At 49.1% G+C, this 18,653-nt stretch carries 20 protein-coding genes; 16 read left to right on the top strand and 4 right to left on the bottom strand.

Annotated elements, in window-relative coordinates; translation table 11 throughout:
• Positions 1-8: 8 nt before the first annotated feature.
• Positions 9-911 (bottom strand): LysR substrate-binding domain-containing protein, encoded by a 903-nt coding sequence (locus EVX52_RS09130; RefSeq protein WP_032693559.1) that lies wholly within the window; start codon positions 909-911, stop codon positions 9-11.
• A gap of 142 nt (positions 912-1,053) precedes the next feature.
• Here EVX52_RS09130 and EVX52_RS09125 point away from each other — a divergent pair, with 142 nt between their 5' ends.
• Entirely contained in the window at positions 1,054-2,373 is a 1,320-nt protein-coding gene (locus tag EVX52_RS09125; protein WP_048284451.1) for a 6-phospho-beta-glucosidase, read from the top strand.
• A 121-nt stretch (positions 2,374-2,494) separates the two neighbouring features.
• On the opposite strand, the gene EVX52_RS09120 is transcribed toward EVX52_RS09125, so the two are convergent.
• Positions 2,495-2,824: a co-chaperone YbbN gene (locus tag EVX52_RS09120; RefSeq protein ID WP_094898028.1), complete on the bottom strand. Its 330-nt coding sequence runs from the start codon at positions 2,822-2,824 to the stop codon at positions 2,495-2,497.
• 288 nt (positions 2,825-3,112) lie between these two features.
• Between EVX52_RS09120 and EVX52_RS09115 the strand changes: the two genes are divergently transcribed.
• A complete protein-coding gene (locus tag EVX52_RS09115) occupies positions 3,113-3,958 on the top strand; it encodes a helix-turn-helix transcriptional regulator (RefSeq protein WP_049089937.1) in 846 nt (281 codons plus the stop codon).
• On the opposite strand, the gene EVX52_RS09110 is transcribed toward EVX52_RS09115, so the two are convergent.
• Entirely contained in the window at positions 3,942-4,505 is a 564-nt protein-coding gene (locus tag EVX52_RS09110; RefSeq protein ID WP_015697016.1) for a YbhB/YbcL family Raf kinase inhibitor-like protein, read from the bottom strand. The two genes, EVX52_RS09115 and EVX52_RS09110, sit on opposite strands and share 17 nt — an antisense overlap.
• A gap of 368 nt (positions 4,506-4,873) precedes the next feature.
• Here EVX52_RS09110 and EVX52_RS09105 point away from each other — a divergent pair, with 368 nt between their 5' ends.
• From EVX52_RS09105 to EVX52_RS09090, 4 genes are all read left to right on the top strand, one after another.
• Entirely contained in the window at positions 4,874-5,980 is a 1,107-nt protein-coding gene (locus EVX52_RS09105; protein ID WP_049264864.1) for an alkene reductase, read from the top strand.
• Positions 5,981-6,061: 81 nt separating this feature from the next.
• Complete coding sequence (locus EVX52_RS09100) at positions 6,062-6,763, top strand: DsbA family oxidoreductase (protein ID WP_032693563.1); 702 nt, start codon at positions 6,062-6,064, stop codon at positions 6,761-6,763.
• A 62-nt stretch (positions 6,764-6,825) separates the two neighbouring features.
• On the top strand, positions 6,826-7,599 hold the full coding sequence (locus tag EVX52_RS09095; RefSeq protein ID WP_015697019.1) for an SDR family NAD(P)-dependent oxidoreductase: 774 nt from the start codon (positions 6,826-6,828) through the stop codon (positions 7,597-7,599).
• A gap of 87 nt (positions 7,600-7,686) precedes the next feature.
• The gene (locus tag EVX52_RS09090) at positions 7,687-8,439 is read left to right on the top strand and encodes a S9 family peptidase (RefSeq protein ID WP_049264868.1); all 753 of its coding nucleotides are present in this window, start codon (positions 7,687-7,689) and stop codon (positions 8,437-8,439) included.
• A gap of 244 nt (positions 8,440-8,683) precedes the next feature.
• Here the strand turns inward: EVX52_RS09090 and EVX52_RS09085 are convergent, their stop codons facing one another.
• Positions 8,684-9,178 carry a thioredoxin family protein gene (locus EVX52_RS09085; protein ID WP_049264871.1) on the bottom strand — a complete coding sequence of 165 codons (495 nt, stop codon included), beginning with the start codon at positions 9,176-9,178 and terminating at the stop codon, positions 8,684-8,686.
• A 185-nt stretch (positions 9,179-9,363) separates the two neighbouring features.
• On the opposite strand from EVX52_RS09085, the gene EVX52_RS09080 reads away from it, so the two are divergent.
• The 10 genes from EVX52_RS09080 to rpe all read left to right on the top strand — a co-directional run bounded on the left by EVX52_RS09080 (position 9,364) and on the right by rpe (position 18,636).
• Complete coding sequence (locus EVX52_RS09080) at positions 9,364-10,212, top strand: DMT family transporter (RefSeq protein ID WP_049264873.1); 849 nt, start codon at positions 9,364-9,366, stop codon at positions 10,210-10,212.
• A 130-nt stretch (positions 10,213-10,342) separates the two neighbouring features.
• The gene (locus EVX52_RS09075) at positions 10,343-11,566 is read left to right on the top strand and encodes a MalY/PatB family protein (RefSeq protein WP_094898030.1); all 1,224 of its coding nucleotides are present in this window, start codon (positions 10,343-10,345) and stop codon (positions 11,564-11,566) included.
• Positions 11,567-11,600: 34 nt separating this feature from the next.
• Positions 11,601-12,953 (top strand): glutathione-disulfide reductase, encoded by a 1,353-nt coding sequence (gorA, locus tag EVX52_RS09070; protein WP_032693568.1) that lies wholly within the window; start codon positions 11,601-11,603, stop codon positions 12,951-12,953.
• Positions 12,954-13,043: 90 nt separating this feature from the next.
• Entirely contained in the window at positions 13,044-13,805 is a 762-nt protein-coding gene (gene dsbG, locus EVX52_RS09065) for a thiol:disulfide interchange protein DsbG (protein ID WP_032693652.1), read from the top strand.
• 224 nt (positions 13,806-14,029) lie between these two features.
• Entirely contained in the window at positions 14,030-14,341 is a 312-nt protein-coding gene (locus EVX52_RS09060) for a hypothetical protein (RefSeq protein ID WP_071825604.1), read from the top strand.
• Between the two features lie 198 nt (positions 14,342-14,539).
• Positions 14,540-15,508: a sugar-binding transcriptional regulator gene (locus EVX52_RS09055; protein WP_015697025.1), complete on the top strand. Its 969-nt coding sequence runs from the start codon at positions 14,540-14,542 to the stop codon at positions 15,506-15,508.
• 419 nt (positions 15,509-15,927) lie between these two features.
• The gene (gene gatA / locus EVX52_RS09050) at positions 15,928-16,377 is read left to right on the top strand and encodes a PTS galactitol transporter subunit IIA (protein WP_020439342.1); all 450 of its coding nucleotides are present in this window, start codon (positions 15,928-15,930) and stop codon (positions 16,375-16,377) included.
• 18 nt (positions 16,378-16,395) lie between these two features.
• Positions 16,396-16,689, top strand: coding sequence for a PTS sugar transporter subunit IIB (locus EVX52_RS09045; protein WP_024359913.1), 294 nt, complete (start codon positions 16,396-16,398; stop codon positions 16,687-16,689).
• A 24-nt stretch (positions 16,690-16,713) separates the two neighbouring features.
• Positions 16,714-17,967: a PTS transporter subunit IIC gene (locus EVX52_RS09040; RefSeq protein ID WP_015697028.1), complete on the top strand. Its 1,254-nt coding sequence runs from the start codon at positions 16,714-16,716 to the stop codon at positions 17,965-17,967.
• 24 nt (positions 17,968-17,991) lie between these two features.
• Positions 17,992-18,636, top strand: a complete 645-nt coding sequence (gene rpe / locus EVX52_RS09035) for a ribulose-phosphate 3-epimerase (RefSeq protein WP_129991139.1) — start codon at positions 17,992-17,994, stop codon at positions 18,634-18,636.
• Positions 18,637-18,653 lie beyond the last annotated feature (17 nt).

The raw sequence follows: 18,653 nt of genomic DNA, 5'->3' as shown, positions 1-18,653 counted from the left end.
AACAGACTTTATTCCTCGTTAAACACATTTCTTACCCATTCGGCCAAAGCCTGAACGCCCGGTCGGTTAAGGTTTTCTCGTGGCATAATGAGGTCATATCCTCGCCCGGCGGGTATTTCTATTTCAAAAGGGGCAATCAGTCGGCCCTCATCGAGGTAATGTCGAATGAGTCGTTTTCTGCCCATGATGATACCGCCGCCATTGAGTGCCGCTTCAATAGACATCTGACAATTGTTGAAGCTCAAAAAATTATCTTCAACAGGCAGGTTTTTGCCAGACTCCCTGCACCATTCTCGCCATTCGGAAAAAACATTCTGGGAGTCAACGGATTCAGACGTATGAATGAATGGGACTTCAGCTAACCAATGGTTTGCTTGCCTGATTTTTTTTGCAAGAGATGGAATACAGACGGGAACCAGCGTCTCTTCAGATAACCGTTCGCAGTAGAGATCGGGGTATTTCAGATTACTGTAGTATATAGCGACATCTACTCGTTCGAGATTAAAATCTACCAGACCGGCTCTCACTCTGAAATTGATATTCAGCCCCGGCCACCGTTCGGTAAATACCGGTAAGCGCGGCATCAGCCAGAGAAAAGCGAAGGTAGGTGGAAGGCCGACAGACAAGGTTCCTCTCAGCCCCTGCACGCGAATATCTTCTATTTCATCACTGATGCGTTTAAGTGAAAACGCGAGTACGCCAAGTAAACGCTCCCCTTCATCGGTCAACTGAAGCTTTCTGGTCATTCTAATAAACAGTCTGAATCCGAGCATGGATTCAAGAGAACGAATGCGTTGGCTAACGGCCCCTTGCGTCAGATTGAGAGTAGTCGCCGCCTTAGTAAAGCTCATATGCAGTGCTGCCGTTTCAAACGTATGCAATAGTGCCAGTATGTTCTGTTGAGCGAGCATTCATCATTTTCCTTCTTAATTTTCTCTTATGCATTATTTACAGTAATGCATACCCCGGAATTGATCGTTTGTCCACTAAGCCCCTTGTCCTCTTTAATTGGCCCAACAGACGTCCTGACAACAACGATGAGGGGAATATCTAATGAAGGGTCTTAAGTTAGTGGTTATTGGAGCGGGTTCAAGCTACACACCTGAACTGATGGAAGGCATTATCAAGCGTCAAAATGAATTTCCGATCCGCGAGTTATGGCTGGTTGATATTGAGGATGGCCGTGAAAAAATGGCGATTATCGCGGGCCTCACCCGACGGATGCTGGAAAAAAATGGGCTGGATATACCGGTTTATGAAACCCTTGACCGCACAGAAGCACTGCTCGGTGCCGATTTTGTTTGTTCTCAGTTCAGGGCCGGCTGCCTGGACGCACGGATCAGCGACGAAAGGATATCGCTGAAATACGACATGATCGGTCAGGAGACCAATGGTCTGGGTGGATTTGCCAATGCATGCCGCACTATCCCGATTGCATTGGCTATAGCGAAAGAAATGGAACAACTGTGCCCGGATGCCTGGTTGCTGAACTTCACCAACCCGTCGGGAATGGTCACTGAAGCGATACTGAAACACAGCACAGTCAAAACCGTAGGGCTGTGCAACGTGCCTGTTATTATGCAAAAGGGTATTGCCAGTGCTTTAGGTGTCAGCGATATCAATGAATTTATCATGCAGGTCGCGGGACTTAATCACTTCATTTTTGCGCGCCATATTTATCATGAGGGTAAGGATAAGCTTCCTCAGGTCATTGAGCTGATTTCAGAGGGGAATGATCCGTTGGTGCCTAAAAATATTCCTCCTTTCAAATGGCCGGATCGGTTGTTGGCGAATATGGGAATGATACCTTGCCCCTACCTGCGTTATTACTACATGAGCGACGACATGTACCGTCAGGAGCTTGGCGAAGCACAAGGGGAAGGGACTCGTGGTGAGATCGTAAAGGAGCTCGAAAGAGAACTATTCGAAATTTATCGAAACCCGGAACTCGCCGAGAAACCGAAAGCGCTGGAAGGTCGGGGAGGGCAGTACTATTCGGATGCGGCATGTGAATTGATGAGCGCAATATATAACGACAAACGCATCATCATGCATGTCAATACGCGAAACGATGGTGCGATTGCGGGCCTGCCGGATGACTGTGCGGTTGAGGTCAGTTCAATGATCACCCGTTCTGGACCGATACCACTGAATGTCGAACCTTTCCCGGAAGATGTACTTCGTCTGATTCAACTGATGAAAAGCTTTGAGCAATTGACCATTGAGGCAGCCATCAGTGGTAATCGGTATACGGCATGGCGTGCCTTGGTTATTAATCCCCTAGTCAAAAGCGGTCAACTGCTTGAAAATGCATTGGATGAAGTGATCGAACATAACAAAGCGTTGATGCCGGCCTTCCAACGCAATAAATAACGCTAAGCAGACTGGTCGGTTATTTTATAACAAAGCGGTTATCACTCTGAACGAGGGGTAACCGCTTGCCGATGATGCATCAGACCGCTAAGAGACTTTTTTAAACATAGATAAAATGGCATCACTGCCCTTTTTTCAGCTCTGACAATGCTTGCTGATAAAACCCTGCCGATTTAACACCCGGTATACGCTGGACCAACTGCCCATCCTTGAACATCAGTACGGACGGCAGTCCCCAAATTTCATATTTGGTGGTCAGTACCGGTGCCAGATCCACATTCACTTTGCCGACTTTGACGTCGCTTTCTATCTGCTCGGCAAAATGGTTAAAAATGTCTTCGCTCATCTGACAAGGTGGGCACCAGGGGGCAGAGAAGCGCACCACCGCAACCCCTTCATGCCTCTCGATTTCTCTAAAATTATCTTCATTGTAAAGGGGTAATTCACGCATCATTCACTCCTGCAGGATGTAACTTAATAGTAATGCTACCTACCAGTTGGTAGATTTGATTAACATAAAAAGCTATCATCGATAGAAAGGTGCTTAAGCGAAGACAATGCCATGTTTTATCAAGGGCTAAGCGTCATCTTATGTGGACGGCGTGCTGAGGATTATGATATTTCACTCCATCTGAATGAGAAAACTGACGTATTGCAAAATCGGGATTACTTTATAAAAAAGCAAGCCCATCCATAAAGTGTCGGCCTACAGGGCAGGCCTATTCCTTTTCGTAAGGCGATGATGGAAAGAACATTATCCAGTCGTATTAATGTGGGGAGTACAGCGCATGTGCTGCATACGCAGCCCCTGATGATGCGCCATATCACTATAGATGAACCCACAATCATCCTGGTCCGCCATGGCAGGAAAATAATCCGCTGGGCGCAAGAGGAGATAACGCTGGAAGCGGGGGACGCGGTGGTCATCGGGGAGGGGCACTCTTTTGATATCATCAATACACCATCACCTTTAACGGGTACGTACGAAGCATCATGGCTGAGTTTTTGTGCCGATTTCGTCCAAAACTACTGCTTCATGCATGCCCCACGTATGAGCATGAACGAAGCAAATAAAATGGCAGAGCCAGGCAACAGTTTTCGCCAGGCCTTTTATCACACTGCGGAGGCCATTACAGATACTGAAAACATACCTGAAAGTATCGTGGCCAGGCGTATGGAAGAGATGCTGAGTTGGCTGGATGAATACCGAATTTTCTTCGCGCTGAAACAACATACCGGACTGGCGATAAAAATCCGCAAACTCGTTGCAGCAGACATATCACAAGACTGGAATACTGCGCAGGTGGCGGCTGAATTGGGTATGTCGGCCACCACCCTGAGACGCCATCTGCATGCCGAAAATACGTCATTCACCCATCTGGTGACTGACATTCGCATGTGCCGCGCCCTGACACTTTTGCAGGTGACCGATCTTTCAGTCACCCGCATATCCCTGGAAGTCGGCTATGAAAATCCGTCTAAGTTCGCCGCCAGATTTCGAACTCGCTTCGGATTCAGCCCCAGCCTGGTCCGGGTTTCCGGCCAGGCTATCGGCAACCTGGCTGCGGTTAGCGGCCCTGCGTAATCTGAAGATGCGCTTCGCCCAGTGAGTTCGCTTTTGCCATAAAGCCGACCAGGGCGGGCGTCGAGTCCGCCGTTATTCCCGGAAGTTTGTCGACACGAAGTGCCGTCAGCGTGATCTCATAACGGTGCGTTTCACCCTTCGGCGGGCAAGGGCCGCCATAACCCGGGATACCGAAATCAGTCCGGGTCTGAAGAGCCCCTTGCGGGAGATTTTTGTTATCCGCCGTTATCCCAGCCGGTAACGAGTGAAGAGATGAGGGAATATTCACCACCTGCCAGTGGATCCAACCGAGGCCTGTCGGCGCATCCCTATCATAAATTTTGAGAGCGAAGCTTTGAGTTCCTGCCGGCGCGCCACTCCAGTTAAAAGAGGGGGCAAGGTTTCCACCACTGCACCCAAATCCATAAGGTGAACTCAGGGTCTGAGCTGCGGGGAAATGGTTTTTTTCAAGCTCATGACTTGTCAGCGTAAAACTGGCTGAAAAAGCGACCTGGCTCGACAACGCCAGGCATAATGTACTGATAACAGTAAGGTGAAGTTTGGACATTTACTCTTCTCCATCGGGGTGATTAATATCCCAATGATAAGGGGAGAGAAAGACTCCTCGCCGCCCTGAACCGGCCAGTCTTAGCTCCATAACGCCCAATAATGATATTTGTAATTCCCTGATTTCACAGGATGACAACCATCTCACCGACGGGAGCTCACCTTACACAGCATTCCCTGTGCCTGTCTCCGGTGACAAAAGGACAGCATGATTTGTTCTTTTACCTATTGACCAATCAACTAGTAGGTAGGTATAGTGCAGCCATACGCTTAACCGGCATCAGGAAGTGATCGTCAGCTCCCCGGCCCGCTAAGTATTAACTCCGGCCCCAGCGGGGCTTTTCTCACTTTCGCCTTGCGAGGTATACGATGAGTAAGTTGTTCACCCCCTACAATCTGTCAGGCATGCAGTTAAAAAACCGCGTGGTCATGGCCCCGATGACCCGCACCCGCACAATGAACGACGTGCCGGATGACGTCGTTGCACTTTACTACGCCCAGCGCGCCTCTGCGGGGCTGCTTATCACCGAAGGCATGCCTGTTTCTGAAGAAGGGCGCGGCTATCTGTATACCCCGGGGATCTACAACGCTGCACACGTTCAGGGCTGGCGCAAAGTGACCGATGCGGTACATGCGAAGGGCGGTCGTATTTTTGCTCAGTTGTGGCATGTGGGCCGGATGTCTCATACCTCAATTCAGCCGGGCAACATCGCGCCAGTTTCCGCCGGTACCGTACAAGCGGTTAACACCACCGTCTTTGCACTGACCGAGTCTGGCGAACCGGGGCCTGTCGTTCCAAGCCAGCCGCGTGCGCTGGAAACCGCAGAAGTTCGACGCGTTACCGCTGACTTTGTCCATTCAGCGCGTCTGGCAATGGAGGCCGGGTTTGACGGCGTGGAAATCATGGCGGCTAACGGCTTCATTTTCGACCAGTTCCTCAGCAGTGAACTGAACCCTCGCACTGATGAATACGGTGGCTCTGTGGAAAACCGTCAGCGGTTCCTGCTGGAAACGGTTGATGCCATCTCTGCGGCTATTGGTAGCAATAAGGTGGGCTTGCGCATTTCACCGTTCGGGCGGATTTACGACCTGGCGCCTTATGAAGGTGAAGAAGAGATTTGGGCAAGTATCGCTGCGGCCCTCGGCCAACGTGAGCTGGCTTATGTGCACCTCTATTATCAACCTGTTTATACCCAGGCACCGGTACCTGCCGGTTTCAAAGCCGCGTTCCGTAAAACCCTGAGGGGCACCGTTATTGCCGCCGGCGGTTTCACCCGCGAGATTGCCGAAACCGCACTTGAGGCAGACGAACTGGATCTTGTTGCGTTTGGCGTGCCGTACATCGCCAACCCTGATCTGGTCGAAAGAATGCAGAACGGCTGGCCGCTGGCTGAAAGCGATCGCACGACGTATTACGGCGTGACGGGGTCGCCGGAAAAAGGCTACACCGATTATCCCGCCTGGGAAGCCAACTAACGCCACGTAGCTGGTGGTATTTGCGGTGCCCACATAAAGAGGCACCGCCAGACGACATTAATGGGGTATTCAGGAGCCAATATGCAAACCCTTAAGCCGATTATTACGATAGATATCTGGTCAGATCTGGTCTGCCCCTGGTGTTGGATTGCCAAAAAGCGTTTCGAACAGGGCCTTGCCGCCTTTGAACACAAGGAGCAGGTCGTGGTCCGCCACCACAGTTTCCGTATTTCCGGCGACCGGCCTGCCGTGCCGTTCCGCAAAGCCCTTTACAAGAAGTTTGGCGGGGAACATGGGGCGGAACTGATGATGAATCAGGTGGGCACGGCCGGGAAGGCAGAAGGGCTCCAGTATAACTTTGACACCATGCTCTTTGGCGATACCGAAGATGCCCATACGCTGCTCGCGGCTGCACGTCACGCCAATATGGGCGACGCCATGGCAGAACGGTTTTATCGGGCCAGTGTGACTGAGGGGCGTTCCATTTTCGATCCGCAGGAGCTCATTGCGTTAGCTACAGAAGTGGGCATGTCCAGAGCCGACGCTGAAAGTGCCCTTGCCAATGAGGCCTTCCGTGCATCGGTGGCTGAAGATGAAGCCCATGCCCGGTCGATCGGGGTCAGCGGTGTCCCGCTGTTCCTGCTCAATGAAAAATATGCCATCAGCGGCGCGCAATCTGCGGACAACTTCCTGAACGCGTTGAAGCAAGTCTGGGAAGAAAAAGCGGCTGAATTGGCAAAAACCGACGGCCAGACCTGCGGCGCTGACGGTTGCAGCATCTGAAACCTGAACGAGCCGGCTGCATGACTGCCGGCAAATCTACCCTGCAAATAACGGAGTTCAAAATGAGCGATGACTTTAAAGGCAAAAAACTGCTTGTCGTGGGTGGCACCAGCGGCATGGGTCTGGAAACGGCGCGTATGGTGCTGAAAGCCGGTGGCAGCGTGGTACTGACGGGCAATAAAAAAGACAAGGCAGAAGCGGTACAGAAAGAGCTGAGCCCACTGGGTTCCGTGTCCGTGATTGCGGCAAACCTGATGACCGAAGAGGGCATGAACGCCATTCGTCAGGAGATTAATGCTAATCATCGCGATATTAGCCTGATGGTCAATGCGGCCGGGATCTTCATGCCGAAAGGCTTTACCGAGCATTTGGAAGCCGATTACGACATGTACCTGATGTTGAACCGGGCAACCTTCTTCATCACACAGGACGTGGTGAAGAACATGCTGGCCGACGGCCGTGAAGGGGCGATTGTGAACGTGGGCTCCATTGGCGCGCAAGCCGCACTCGGCGACTCACCGGCTTCCGCGTACTCCATGGCCAAAGCCGGTCTCCACGCCTTGACACGCAACCTGGCCATTGAGCTGGCCAGTGCGGGTATCCGCGTGAACGCGGTCTCGCCAGGGATCGTGCATACCCCGATTTATGAAGGCTTCATGGCGAAAGAAGACATTGCCGGCGCAATGCAATCGCTGAACGCTTTCCATCCGCTGGGGCGTGTCGGCACGCCGGAAGATGTGGCCAATACCATCTTCTTCCTGTTGTCCGACAAAGCCTCCTGGGTGACTGGCGCAATCTGGGATGTCGATGCCGGTATCATGGCCGTTCGCAGATAAGCTCGTCGTAACCTCGCAAAGCCGCCCCATGATGGGGCGGCTGATAGGTATCTTGCTTGTAATTCAACCATTCTGAAAGTTAACATAATGAAAAAATTGAAATTTACCTTCAAAAATGCAGAAGGTGAGGAACTTGCCGGGTTGCTTGAATTGCCAGAAAATCCAAAAGCCTTTGCCCTGTTGGCGCACTGCTTTACCTGCGGGAAGGATCTGAAAGGTGCTGCACGCATTGCCAGGAAACTGACAGAAAATTCAATTGCGGTGCTTCGCTTTGATTTCACGGGGTTAGGCAACAGCGAAGGCGATTTTTCCAATACTAATTTTTCCTCGAATATTTCTGACCTGCTGTGCGCGGTCGATTATCTTCGTCGGGAATACGAGGCTCCTTCGCTGCTGATTGGTCACAGCCTTGGCGGTTCGGCAATCCTCTCTATTGCAGGCAAAGTGCCTGAGGCCAGAGCGGTCGTAACCATAGGTTCGCCAGGCGAATTGACGCATGTACAGCGGTTGTTCAAAGACAATATCGAAGATATTAGGAACCATGGCGCTTTCCCGGTAGAGCTTGCAGGCCGGGTATTCACGCTCAAAAAGCAAATGCTGGATAACATTCAGGAGCATAAAATAGCGGAAAAGGTATTTACCATGAATAAGCCGCTGCTGATTTTTCATGCTCCCAATGATGATACCGTGCTGATTGAACAGGCAGAGAAAATTTTTAAAGCCGCCAGACACCCGAAAAGCTTTATCTCACTGGGTGAAGCAGATCATCTTCTGACGCATCCTCAGGATGCGGAATATGTTGCCGGGATTATCGTTGCCTGGAGTTCTGCTTACATTTAGAGGGAGTGTAAAGCTTCGCGAAGCTGCTGGTGATGTCGTTGGCCACTGAATAAACGGGCGTAGCATTTTGATTGCACATACAAAACTGCGTAGCATGCTTTCTTTACGCGAAAAAAGCCCTGCTTAGATGCAGGGCTAAGGGCATTGTTGCTATGGTTTATTTTTATTATTTCCCTGGCATTGCTCAACTTCCAGGTTTATTACCTTCAAGTTGAGATTCAATTAATTTAACTTTAACGCTCTCTTATTTTCCTGGAAAAATTGAAGTCACTTCGCGGGCGGTATCGACCAGAAGCTCACCGTTTTTGTACCTCTCGCTCACTTCTCCATTGTTGCCGGTAGCATTTTCAGGTCGTTCAATAAACTGCCCCAGCGGAGTCGCGTTCTCATCCAGTACCACGGCAAACGGAATTTTGACTTTATCGACACCAAAGTGTGCCTTAAAGACGGCTTCAGCCTTGTTGCGGGTGATAATACCCAGACGTATTGCCGGCGCTGACGCGGCAATGGCATGGATTACAGGCAAGTTTTTATGGCAGTCGGGGCACCACATTTCAGCAGCTACCAGAATGCTGTACGAACCCGGAAGTTGCGAGAGCTTACTAATGACATCGTCAGGTAATGCCTCGTTGGCAAGCCCCTCAAAATGCCGCAATGCGTTGCGGTCTTCTTCTGCTCCGCTGCCAACAAATTCGTTATAATCTGATGCTGCTTCGAGCAGTACGTTGAAATCTTGCATATGTTCTCCTTTGTTAGTAACAGGTCTACGGCTTCACATAAATCTGGCAATGATAAAGGCCAATGCTCCAGGCATGACCTGAAAAGGCGTACCATTTTAGTCTGGCTGCCATAAGTAGATATTGCCATCCTACCTACTAATTGATAGATTGCCACGTAATTTATTAATTTTGAGGCGTCACGCTGATGGGGCGGTCTGTTGGATTCAAGATAGTGATAGCAATGATGGCATTCGCAGCCAATTCTGTGCTCTGTCGGATTGCGTTGAAAGGCGAACATATTGACCCGGTGACGTTCAGTGACCTTCGCCTGATGAGCGGGGCGGTGGTCTTGTTACCACTGTTGTTGAGACGTGAGGGGAAAAAGCAGGGCGTCTGGAGCTTGAAAAGCGGGTTCTTTCTTATGACCTACGCCCTGTGTTTCTCCCTTGCCTATATCCATTTGGATACAGGAACAGGTGCTTTGCTCTTGTTTGGCGTTGTGCAACTGGCGATGGTGGCTCATGGCCTTTTCCATGGGGAAAGGCTGTCTTTTTCCAGAGCAACGGGGCTTGGGCTGGCTGTAGCCGGCATGGCTGCTCTTCTCTTACCTGGTGCCAAAGCGCCCCCCTTGGGCAGCGCTGTTCTGATGGCGCTTTCAGGCCTTGCCTGGGCGGCTTATACCCTTTGCGGAAAGCGCTCTCCCAGCGCAGCGCAGGCCACTGCGGCAAATTTCATCCTTGCTGTACCTTTTGCCCTGGTGTTGTCGCCGTTCATTAGCCAGGGAGCGCACTTCGACGGTATCGGAATTGTCCTGGCAATACTCTCTGGTGCCGGTGCTTCTGCCGGAGCCTATGTACTCTGGTATTCACTTTTACCTCGTCTTGAGTCTGTTGCAGCCAGTACGGTTCAGTTGAGTGTGCCCTGTCTGGCGATGCTGGGAGGCGTAACATTTTTGGGCGAGTCACTGAGCCTCAGAATGGCATTTTCAACGCTGGCAGTCCTTGCGGGCATTCTGTTGGTGATCAAGGCACCGGGTCAGAAAATACGACACTGATATCAACGTGCCAGTGATGACTTGATCACTCTGCAAATGGTTTTTTAGGTTTTAAAGCAAAGGAATATCTAATCGTTAGCAAAATCAGTGACGCTGTGACCTCTTTGGATAAACTAATCGGGTAACCTCTATGAAATACGATTTTGATGAAGCAGTGGACAGAGCAGGGACAGACAGCTTAACCGTCGACGGCTGGCGTGAATATATGTTTGGTGCCCATGAAGGCCCCGCGCCGGAAGTACCGGCGAATGGTTTTATAAACCTCTGGGTAGCAGATATGGCTTTTTCCACACCCGAGCCGGTGCTTGAAGCCATACGTTCCCGGTTAGATAAAAAAATTCTTGGCTACACCCGCGTTTATGACAGGGACTACTATGAGATTTTTGGGGCCTGGTGTGAAAGGCATTACGGATACCGGTTTCAGGAAGAAAGCATTGTTTTCTCCCCCGGTATTATCCCTGCGCTTAACCGATTGGTGCCGTTACTCACCCACGAAGAAGATAGCATCCTCATCCTGACCCCTTCTTACGCACCGTTTAAAAAAGCCGGGGACTATAGCGGTCGTCGCGTCGTCGATTGCCCGCTTAGAAATAACGAAGGCCACTGGGCGGTAGATTCTGAGGCAATGGAACAAGCCCTGAGCGATGACCAGCAGCGAATTAAAGCCTTCTTTCTCTGTAACCCACATAATCCCACCGGGCGAGTTTGGCGACGTGATGAGTTGCAGAAAATGATAGCGTTATGCCTTAAACATGATGTGTGGGTTATTTCTGATGAAATCCACTGTGATTTATCCCGCTCGGGCGTCACGCATATCCCCGCCGCGTCAATTTTTCCTGAAAATCATAAAATTATCACCTGCATGTCGACCAGCAAAACGTTCAACCTGGCGGGTAACCTGCTTGCAAACATCATGATCCCTGATGCCTCAGTGAGAGCCGAATGGCTTCGCCTGCATGATGATTTTATCTCTCCGCTGAGCCTGGTGGCTAACAAGGCCGCCTGGTCCGAGTGCGATGAGTGGTTGACTCAGGTCAGGCACTACATTGACGAGAACTTCCGTTTTCTGCAGGACTACCTAGGGACATATCATCCGCTGGCCCGTTTTATCATTCCGGAAGGGACTTATCTTGCCTGGATTGATATCTCTCGTCTGGTAGATGACAGTAATCAGGAAGAAGTAACCCTCTTTTTTGCCAGACATGCGGGTGTATTGCTTGAAGGGGGGCAAATGTTTGTCAGTAACGGCGACGGGCACATCCGCCTTAATCTGGCTTGTCCACGCGCTATGCTTGCTGAGGGGCTCAACCGTATAAGCAAGGCATTGAGTGCGAGTTCTGGCGATGCTACCTGAACGATGACCGCAGCGATGCTGCCTGGAGAACAAAATGACGAAACACTATGACTATATCGCGATTGGTGGTGGTAGCGGTGGTATCGCCTCAATCAACCGTGCGGCGATGTATGGGCAGAAATGCGCTTTGATAGAAGCGCGGGAGTTGGGCGGGACTTGCGTCAATGTGGGGTGTGTACCGAAAAAAATAATGTGGCACGCTGCGCAAATCGCAGAGGCCATTCATCTTTATGGCCCAGACTATGGCTTCGATACCACATTAAACCGCCTCGACTGGACTAACTTGCTAAAAAACCGCAGTGCCTATATCGATCGTATTCATACTTCATACGAAAATGTGTTAGGTAAAAACAAGGTAGATGTCATCAAAGGTTTTGCCCGGTTTGTGGACGGACATACGGTGGAGGTCAACGGGGAAACGATTACCGCTGACCATATATTGATAGCCACCGGTGGTCGCCCTAGCCATCCCTCTATTCCGGGGGCGGAATACGGAATTGATTCAGATGGTTTTTTTGCGCTTGAGGCGCTACCGGAGCGCACTGCAGTTGTTGGTGCAGGCTACATTGCTGTTGAACTGGCAGGTGTTCTCAATGCATTGGGGTCAAAAACCCATTTGTTCGTACGTAAGCATGCGCCTTTGCGCAGTTTTGACCCGTTGCTCACAGAAACACTGGTTGAAGTCATGAACGTCGAAGGCCCAACGTTGCACACCCAAGCGATCCCCACTGCAGTGGTCAAAAACCAGGACGGCAGCCTGACACTGAAGCTGGAAGATGGTCGTGAACAAACGGTTGACTGTTTGATCTGGGCGATTGGCCGTGAGCCAGCCAATGACAAGTTGAACGTTGAGATGGCGGGTGTTGAACTCGATGAAAAAGGGTACGTCAAAGTTGATAAATATCAGAATACCAACGTGCCGGGTGTTTACGCGGTGGGTGATAATACCGGTGCGGTTGAGTTAACACCGGCAGCTGTTGCTGCGGGCCGTCGCCTTTCAGAACGCTTGTTTAACAACAAGCCGGATGAGTATCTGGATTACAACAATATCCCCACAGTCGTCTTTAGCCACCCAACAATAGGTACCGTTGGCCTGACTGAACCCCAGGCGCGTGAGGAATATGGTGATGATCAGGTGAAAGTTTATCAGTCATCTTTTACCGCCATGTACACCGGCGTGACGCGTCATCGCCAGCCATCCCGCATGAAGCTGGTATGTGTGGGGTTGGAAGAGAAAATCGTCGGTATCCACGGTATCGGTTTAGGCATGGATGAAATACTGCAAGGCTTTGCTGTTGCGCTGAAAATGGGAGCAACGAAGAGAGACTTCGACAATACCGTGGCAATTCACCCAACTGCGGCAGAAGAATTTGTCACGATGAGATAAGGGTGAGTAGTGCCATTTAGCACGTGACGGGAGGGCCGGAGGTTTGTTAAACAACGGCCCGTAATGAGTACGTATTATATTGAGATAAGAATGAACAAATACATCCTCGCGTTATCTGCTGCACTTATCGGCTCGCAGGTTCAGGCAGCAACGCCCGCAGCGCTTCCCGCACCGGTCAAGCAGTTGGAAAAACAAGGTATAGAAATAATCAAACCCTTCACGGCTCCAGGCGGGGTCCAGGGCTGGTTGGGAAAATATCAGGGAACGGGGGTGACAATTTATCTGACCCCCGATAAAAAACATGCCATATCAGGTTATATGTACGATGAGAATGGAAGTAACCTCAGCGAACAGGTCATAAAAGAGGAGATTTACATCCCTGCTGGCCGCGAGATGTGGAAAACACTGTCCAAAGCTGCCGGTATCACGGAAGGCAGTAATAATGCAAATTGCCAGATTGTCGTGTTTGCCGATCCCTTCTGTCCTTACTGTACAAAATTCAGACAGGACGTGCAGCCCTATATTAAGGACAATAAAATCGCTTTGAAAACGCAGTTAGTGGGTGTCATGCAGCCCGACAGTGGCCGTTACGCGGCTGCGATATTGTCTTCTGAAAACCCCGCGAAGGTCTGGCAGGATTTCGAGTTGTCGGGTGGCAAAAACAAGCCTGCACTTTTGGAGAAAACGCCGCAGCCGATTTTCTCGCAGATCCAATACAACCAGAAATTGATGGAAGATGTGGGGGCAAGCGGTACGCCAGCAATTTATTATCTTAACCACGCCAACATGCTTCAACAGATCGTCGGTCTGCCGGACCAGGAACAGATGGCCAATCTTATAGCGTGTAAATAGTTTCTGAGTCACTGGCTACGAAATGGGTAAATTCACACATGGAAGTGAGAATTTCATAAGTGCATCCCTTAAAATTCTATGTTTTATCTTGCACCTAAGTGGCTATCAGATCTTTTCGCTATGTGTTTTGTACTGATTTAGAATGGCGCAGCGCAAAGTGAACGGATTGAAATGTAAATCAGCTACCCTAACTAACGAAACCCGATGCAACCTGGAGAAAAGACATGAACAGAGCTCAATTGTTTTCTTATCTTTTTTTAACGGGATTTTCCGTTATAGCGTTTGCCTGTCAGGGAGGTGAAGGCGGGAAAGGCGGAACTGGAGGAAAAGGGGGATCCGTGGTAATCGGTAATCAAAACGGTGGGGCTGGTCTTAATGGAAAAAACGGAAAATCTGGGATGAATGGTTGTCCCGGTGGAACTCAGGCCGCACCCGATGGGCATTTTTATCTGCGAGGAACACATGAGCAATGTAACCCGTTTCACGCCAAAAAACAGAAATCACAGGCCACAGCGTCACTGATTGAGAGCACATAATGTAAAGCCTTGCCACCGTCTAAAAAACTCTGGTCTCTTCACCCATTATCATCAGATGTGTCAGCTATCACACCGCCAAAAGATAAGACTCATTTGCTCATGTCAAAAGAGCAGGTAAAAGTGTACTCTTATGAGTAAATTGCAGGGGTAACAGTTTAACTCAGCTGATATTGTCTTTGGATGAAGATGGAATGCTCTATGCCTAAACGTATAAAAAACAGCCGCTGGTCAGGTTACGATCCCCGCTATATCTATTCTCTCGTCGTCCGACGTTACTTTGTTGAGATGAAGACCAAAACTGAGATTGCTGAAGAACTCGAGATTTCGAGATTTAAAGCGGCGCGTCTTATCGATGAGGCAATAAAGGAAGAGTATGTGAAGTTTCTCTTTCCAAAGCAGCAACTGCTTGACGAAGAGATCGCACTTAATCTCTGCGGAAAGTATGGTCTGCAGAAGGCAATCGTGCTTTCCGTGTCAGAATCCTGGTCCAATCAGGAAGAACTGAATGAGAAGCTGGGGGGTATCACTGCAAGTTATCTCAACAATAATCTCGCTGAGGGAATGAAGGTTGGTATTGCCTGGGGACGCGTTTTATCCAGCACAGTGAGTCAACTCACCAGCTTGCCGGCATTAGATGTTGTTCAGCTATCTGGCGTTCATCCGGGCATTGAATTTAGCCAGGGCCCGATCGACCTTATCCACAGACTGTCGACTATCTCTCAGGGCAAGGCACATCCTATGTATGTGCCGATGTGGGTGGATGATGAAAGCCTGGCCCAAAAACTGGCCAGTGATCCGGCTGTGGTGGATACCCAACAATATTATTCTCAGCTGGATGTTGTCATCACCGGTATTGGCGCCTGGAAAACGGGCTCATCCAGTTTGTGTGATATTTTTCCCGAGTCGTGGCAAAAAAATCTGTTTGAGAAAGATATCGCTGCGGATGTCTGCATTACTCTCGTTAACAGTAAAGGCGAGATCCTTGATAGCCCGATGAGCCGTCTTGGGTTTGGTATTTCAACCGAACAATTGCGTAACACGAAAACCGTGATTGGTGTGGCGGGGGGAGAACAGAAGTATGAAGGCATCGTCGCTTCACTGAAGTCAGGCCTTTTAGATGTGTTAATCACTGACTTCGATACTGCGGTGAAGCTTGTCAATTCCTGATTGAAATAGATCCCGGAACATCAGCAACAGGGGCGTAGCCCGCGCCCTTGATCACCTTCCTCTCAGGCATGCATCAGGCACTGCTATCAGTCATTCTGTAAACCCTCATGACTTAGATCAGAGCATTGCCAAATCCTCTGACATAGGTCAGTTCGCATATATAAACCTTCAAAAAATCTACTATCCGTCTGATTTATAATAAAAATTTCACTTTCCCTCTCCGGTTGACTTGATTGATCTAAACGATGAATTACTCGATATTGCTCATATGAGCAATTATTTGCGTGCACTTATGCATTTATTTTGTGATCAGCTTATAACTTTTGCATGTTTTCTGTTTGCGCGGAAAATTGGCATGCTATAACTGCTCATGTGATCGATTATATTTGCTCTAATGAGCAAAAAGGCGAGGTGAAAAGGTGAGTACAGTCACTATTAATGTTGCAGATGGTGCAGCATTCAAAAATTACGATGAGGTGCTGCAGCACATCCATGAAAAGCTGTATTCAGAAGGGATAGTGAAAAAGACCTATCTGGCAGCACTGCGCGAACGCGAAGCCATGTATCCAACCGGTATTTTGCTTGATGGTTATTCTGTGGCGATCCCACATTGCGACAGCAACCAGGCCAACAGCCCGTCGATTTATATTATTCGCTTACCTGAACCGGTTCAGGTTGATCAGGCTGATGGCGACGATAAATTGTGGGTCAAACTCATTATCAATTTGGTCGTTACCGATCCGGCTAATCAGCTGCAACTGCTGAAGGCCCTTTTTAGTAATCTTCAAATGGAAGACTTTTATCAAAATTTACTTGAGCTTCCTTCCGAGAAAGCGCAGGCACTTTTTATTTCCACCGTCATGCAATAAGAGTTCAGGAGCATAATGATGATTAATATCCTCGTAGCCTGCGGGAGCGGTGTCGCAACGTCAACTATCGCTGCTGATGAAGTGAAATCCGTGTGTACAGAATATGGCATTACTCAGTTCAAAATAAATAAATGCAGCATGTCAGAACTTCCTTCTGAATTACAGAATGCTGATGTGATTTTAACCACGAATAACTACAAAGGTGATATCGGAAAACCGCATATGAGTGTGGCCGGGTTTATCACCGGGATTAATGAAGCTGTGTTACGAAAAAAACTAGGGGATTTATTAACAGAGCTGGCTAAAAACTAATAAGAAAACACAGGGGATGACAAGATGGACATGTTAAAAAACATAATGCTAACGATAACAAGCATGGGGGCAACGGCAATCCTACCACTTGTCATCTTCATTTTGGGTTTGGTTTTCCGCATGAAAGTCGGTGCTGCCATTAAGTCTGGTATCACCGTGGGTATCGGTTTTATTGGTTTAGGTTTGGTTGTTAATCTGTTGAGTACATCCCTGCAGCCGGCAATTGCCTACTATTCAAAACTGGGAAGCGGATTCACTGTGGCTGATATCGGATGGCCTGCGGTGGGCGCGGCTGCATGGGTGGCACCCTTTGCCGCTTTAGTTGTTCCAGTGGGTATTATTCTTAATTTGCTACTTGTTCGTCTTAAATTAACCAAAACGCTGAACGTTGATATCTGGAATTATATGCACTTCCTGGTTCCCGGCGCGCTGGCCTATTTCGTGTTTGACAGCTTCTTTATCGGTTTTGGCGTGGCAGTCGCACTTAGCGTTATCGCTCTGTTTATTGGCGATTTAATTGCTCCCCGTTGGCAGAAATATTATGGCCTGGAAGGGACGACCTGTACCACCATGATCCATATAGGCTGGACATTACCTTTTGCACTGCTGGTCAATAAAATTATCGACCTGATCCCCGGCCTGAACAAGCTCGACGTTGATTTGGAGAGCGTACAGAAACGTCTGGGTGTGTTTGGTGAACCCGCTATCATCGGTGTCATTGTAGGTTGTCTGCTTGGACTGCTGACGAAACAGCCTGTGACCACTATTGTCCCGATGGCAATGGGGGTGGCTGCGGTAATGGTGCTCCTGCCTAAAGTGGTGGGTGTCCTGATGGAAGGACTGTCTCCAATTGGGAAAAGTGCCAAAGATATTATGCAAAAGCAGATGGGTAAAGACGCCGAACTGAACATCGGTATGGACTGTGCCCTGGCATTGGGCGACCCAGCGACCATCACCGTCACCGTTATCACCATTCCGTTGACCATGCTTTGCGCACTGATTTTACCGGGGATCATGATTTTCCCCATCGGCGTTCTGATGTCAATCATCTATATGACAACCATGACCGTAATGGCCAGCAACGGAAACGTCATCCGCTCAATTATTTCAACCTTACTGTTCAGTATTGTCGTGATGTATTTAGGAGGGTATGTGGCTCCGGGTGCAACCCAATTCCTGCATGGCGCAGGCGTCGGCTTGCAGGGGCAGGGTACTGACTTTGTACTGACTGGCCCGTGGGAAGTATTGACGTATTGGTTGAGCACTGTATTCCATTGATTTTAAAAATGAGGTTTGCTTACCATGGCACAGATTTTACCATCAATTTTTGGCGCGAATATCTTAAGTCTGCAAGATGAGCTGCGTTTTTTAGAAGAAGAGAACACTGAAATATTGCATGTTGATTTAATGGATGGAACCTTCGTAAATAATATTGCCTTTGGGCCGAATCAAATTTCTGCAATGAAAAAAGCCAGCAAAATGACTTTCGACGTACACATGATGCTGGCTAATCCTGAAAGACATATTGATGATGTTATTAATACCGGCGCAGAAATGATCTCAGTGCATTATGAATCAACGCCGCATGTGCATTTTATTTTACAGAAAATAAAAAAGGCCGGGCGAAAAGCCGGTGTGGTCATCAATCCGGGTACGCCTGAAAGTGTTCTGGAATATTTGTTGGGCGATATTGATTACATCCTGATTATGACCATTAACCCGGGGCAACCCGGGCAGACTTTCATCGAGAAAAGCCTGGAGAAAATCAGGAAAACCAGAGAAATGATTGCTGACCGGCACATTCAAATTGAAGTCGACGGTGGCGTTAATCTGGAAATAGCGAAAAAAGTACAGGAGGCGGGTGCTGATTTAATTGTTGTCGGTGGCGCGTTATTTAATGACAACCCTAAAGCAAGCTATCAGGCATTAAAGTCTGTCATGCATTAAGTATCCAACATATATTC

It is taken from the genome of Rahnella sp. CFA14(1/10), from assembly GCF_004195095.1.
Classification (GTDB): Bacteria; Pseudomonadota; Gammaproteobacteria; order Enterobacterales; family Enterobacteriaceae; genus Rahnella; species Rahnella perminowiae.
The sequence above is the reverse complement of the archived record's forward strand: the minus strand, read 5'-3'. Positions and strand labels throughout refer to the sequence as shown.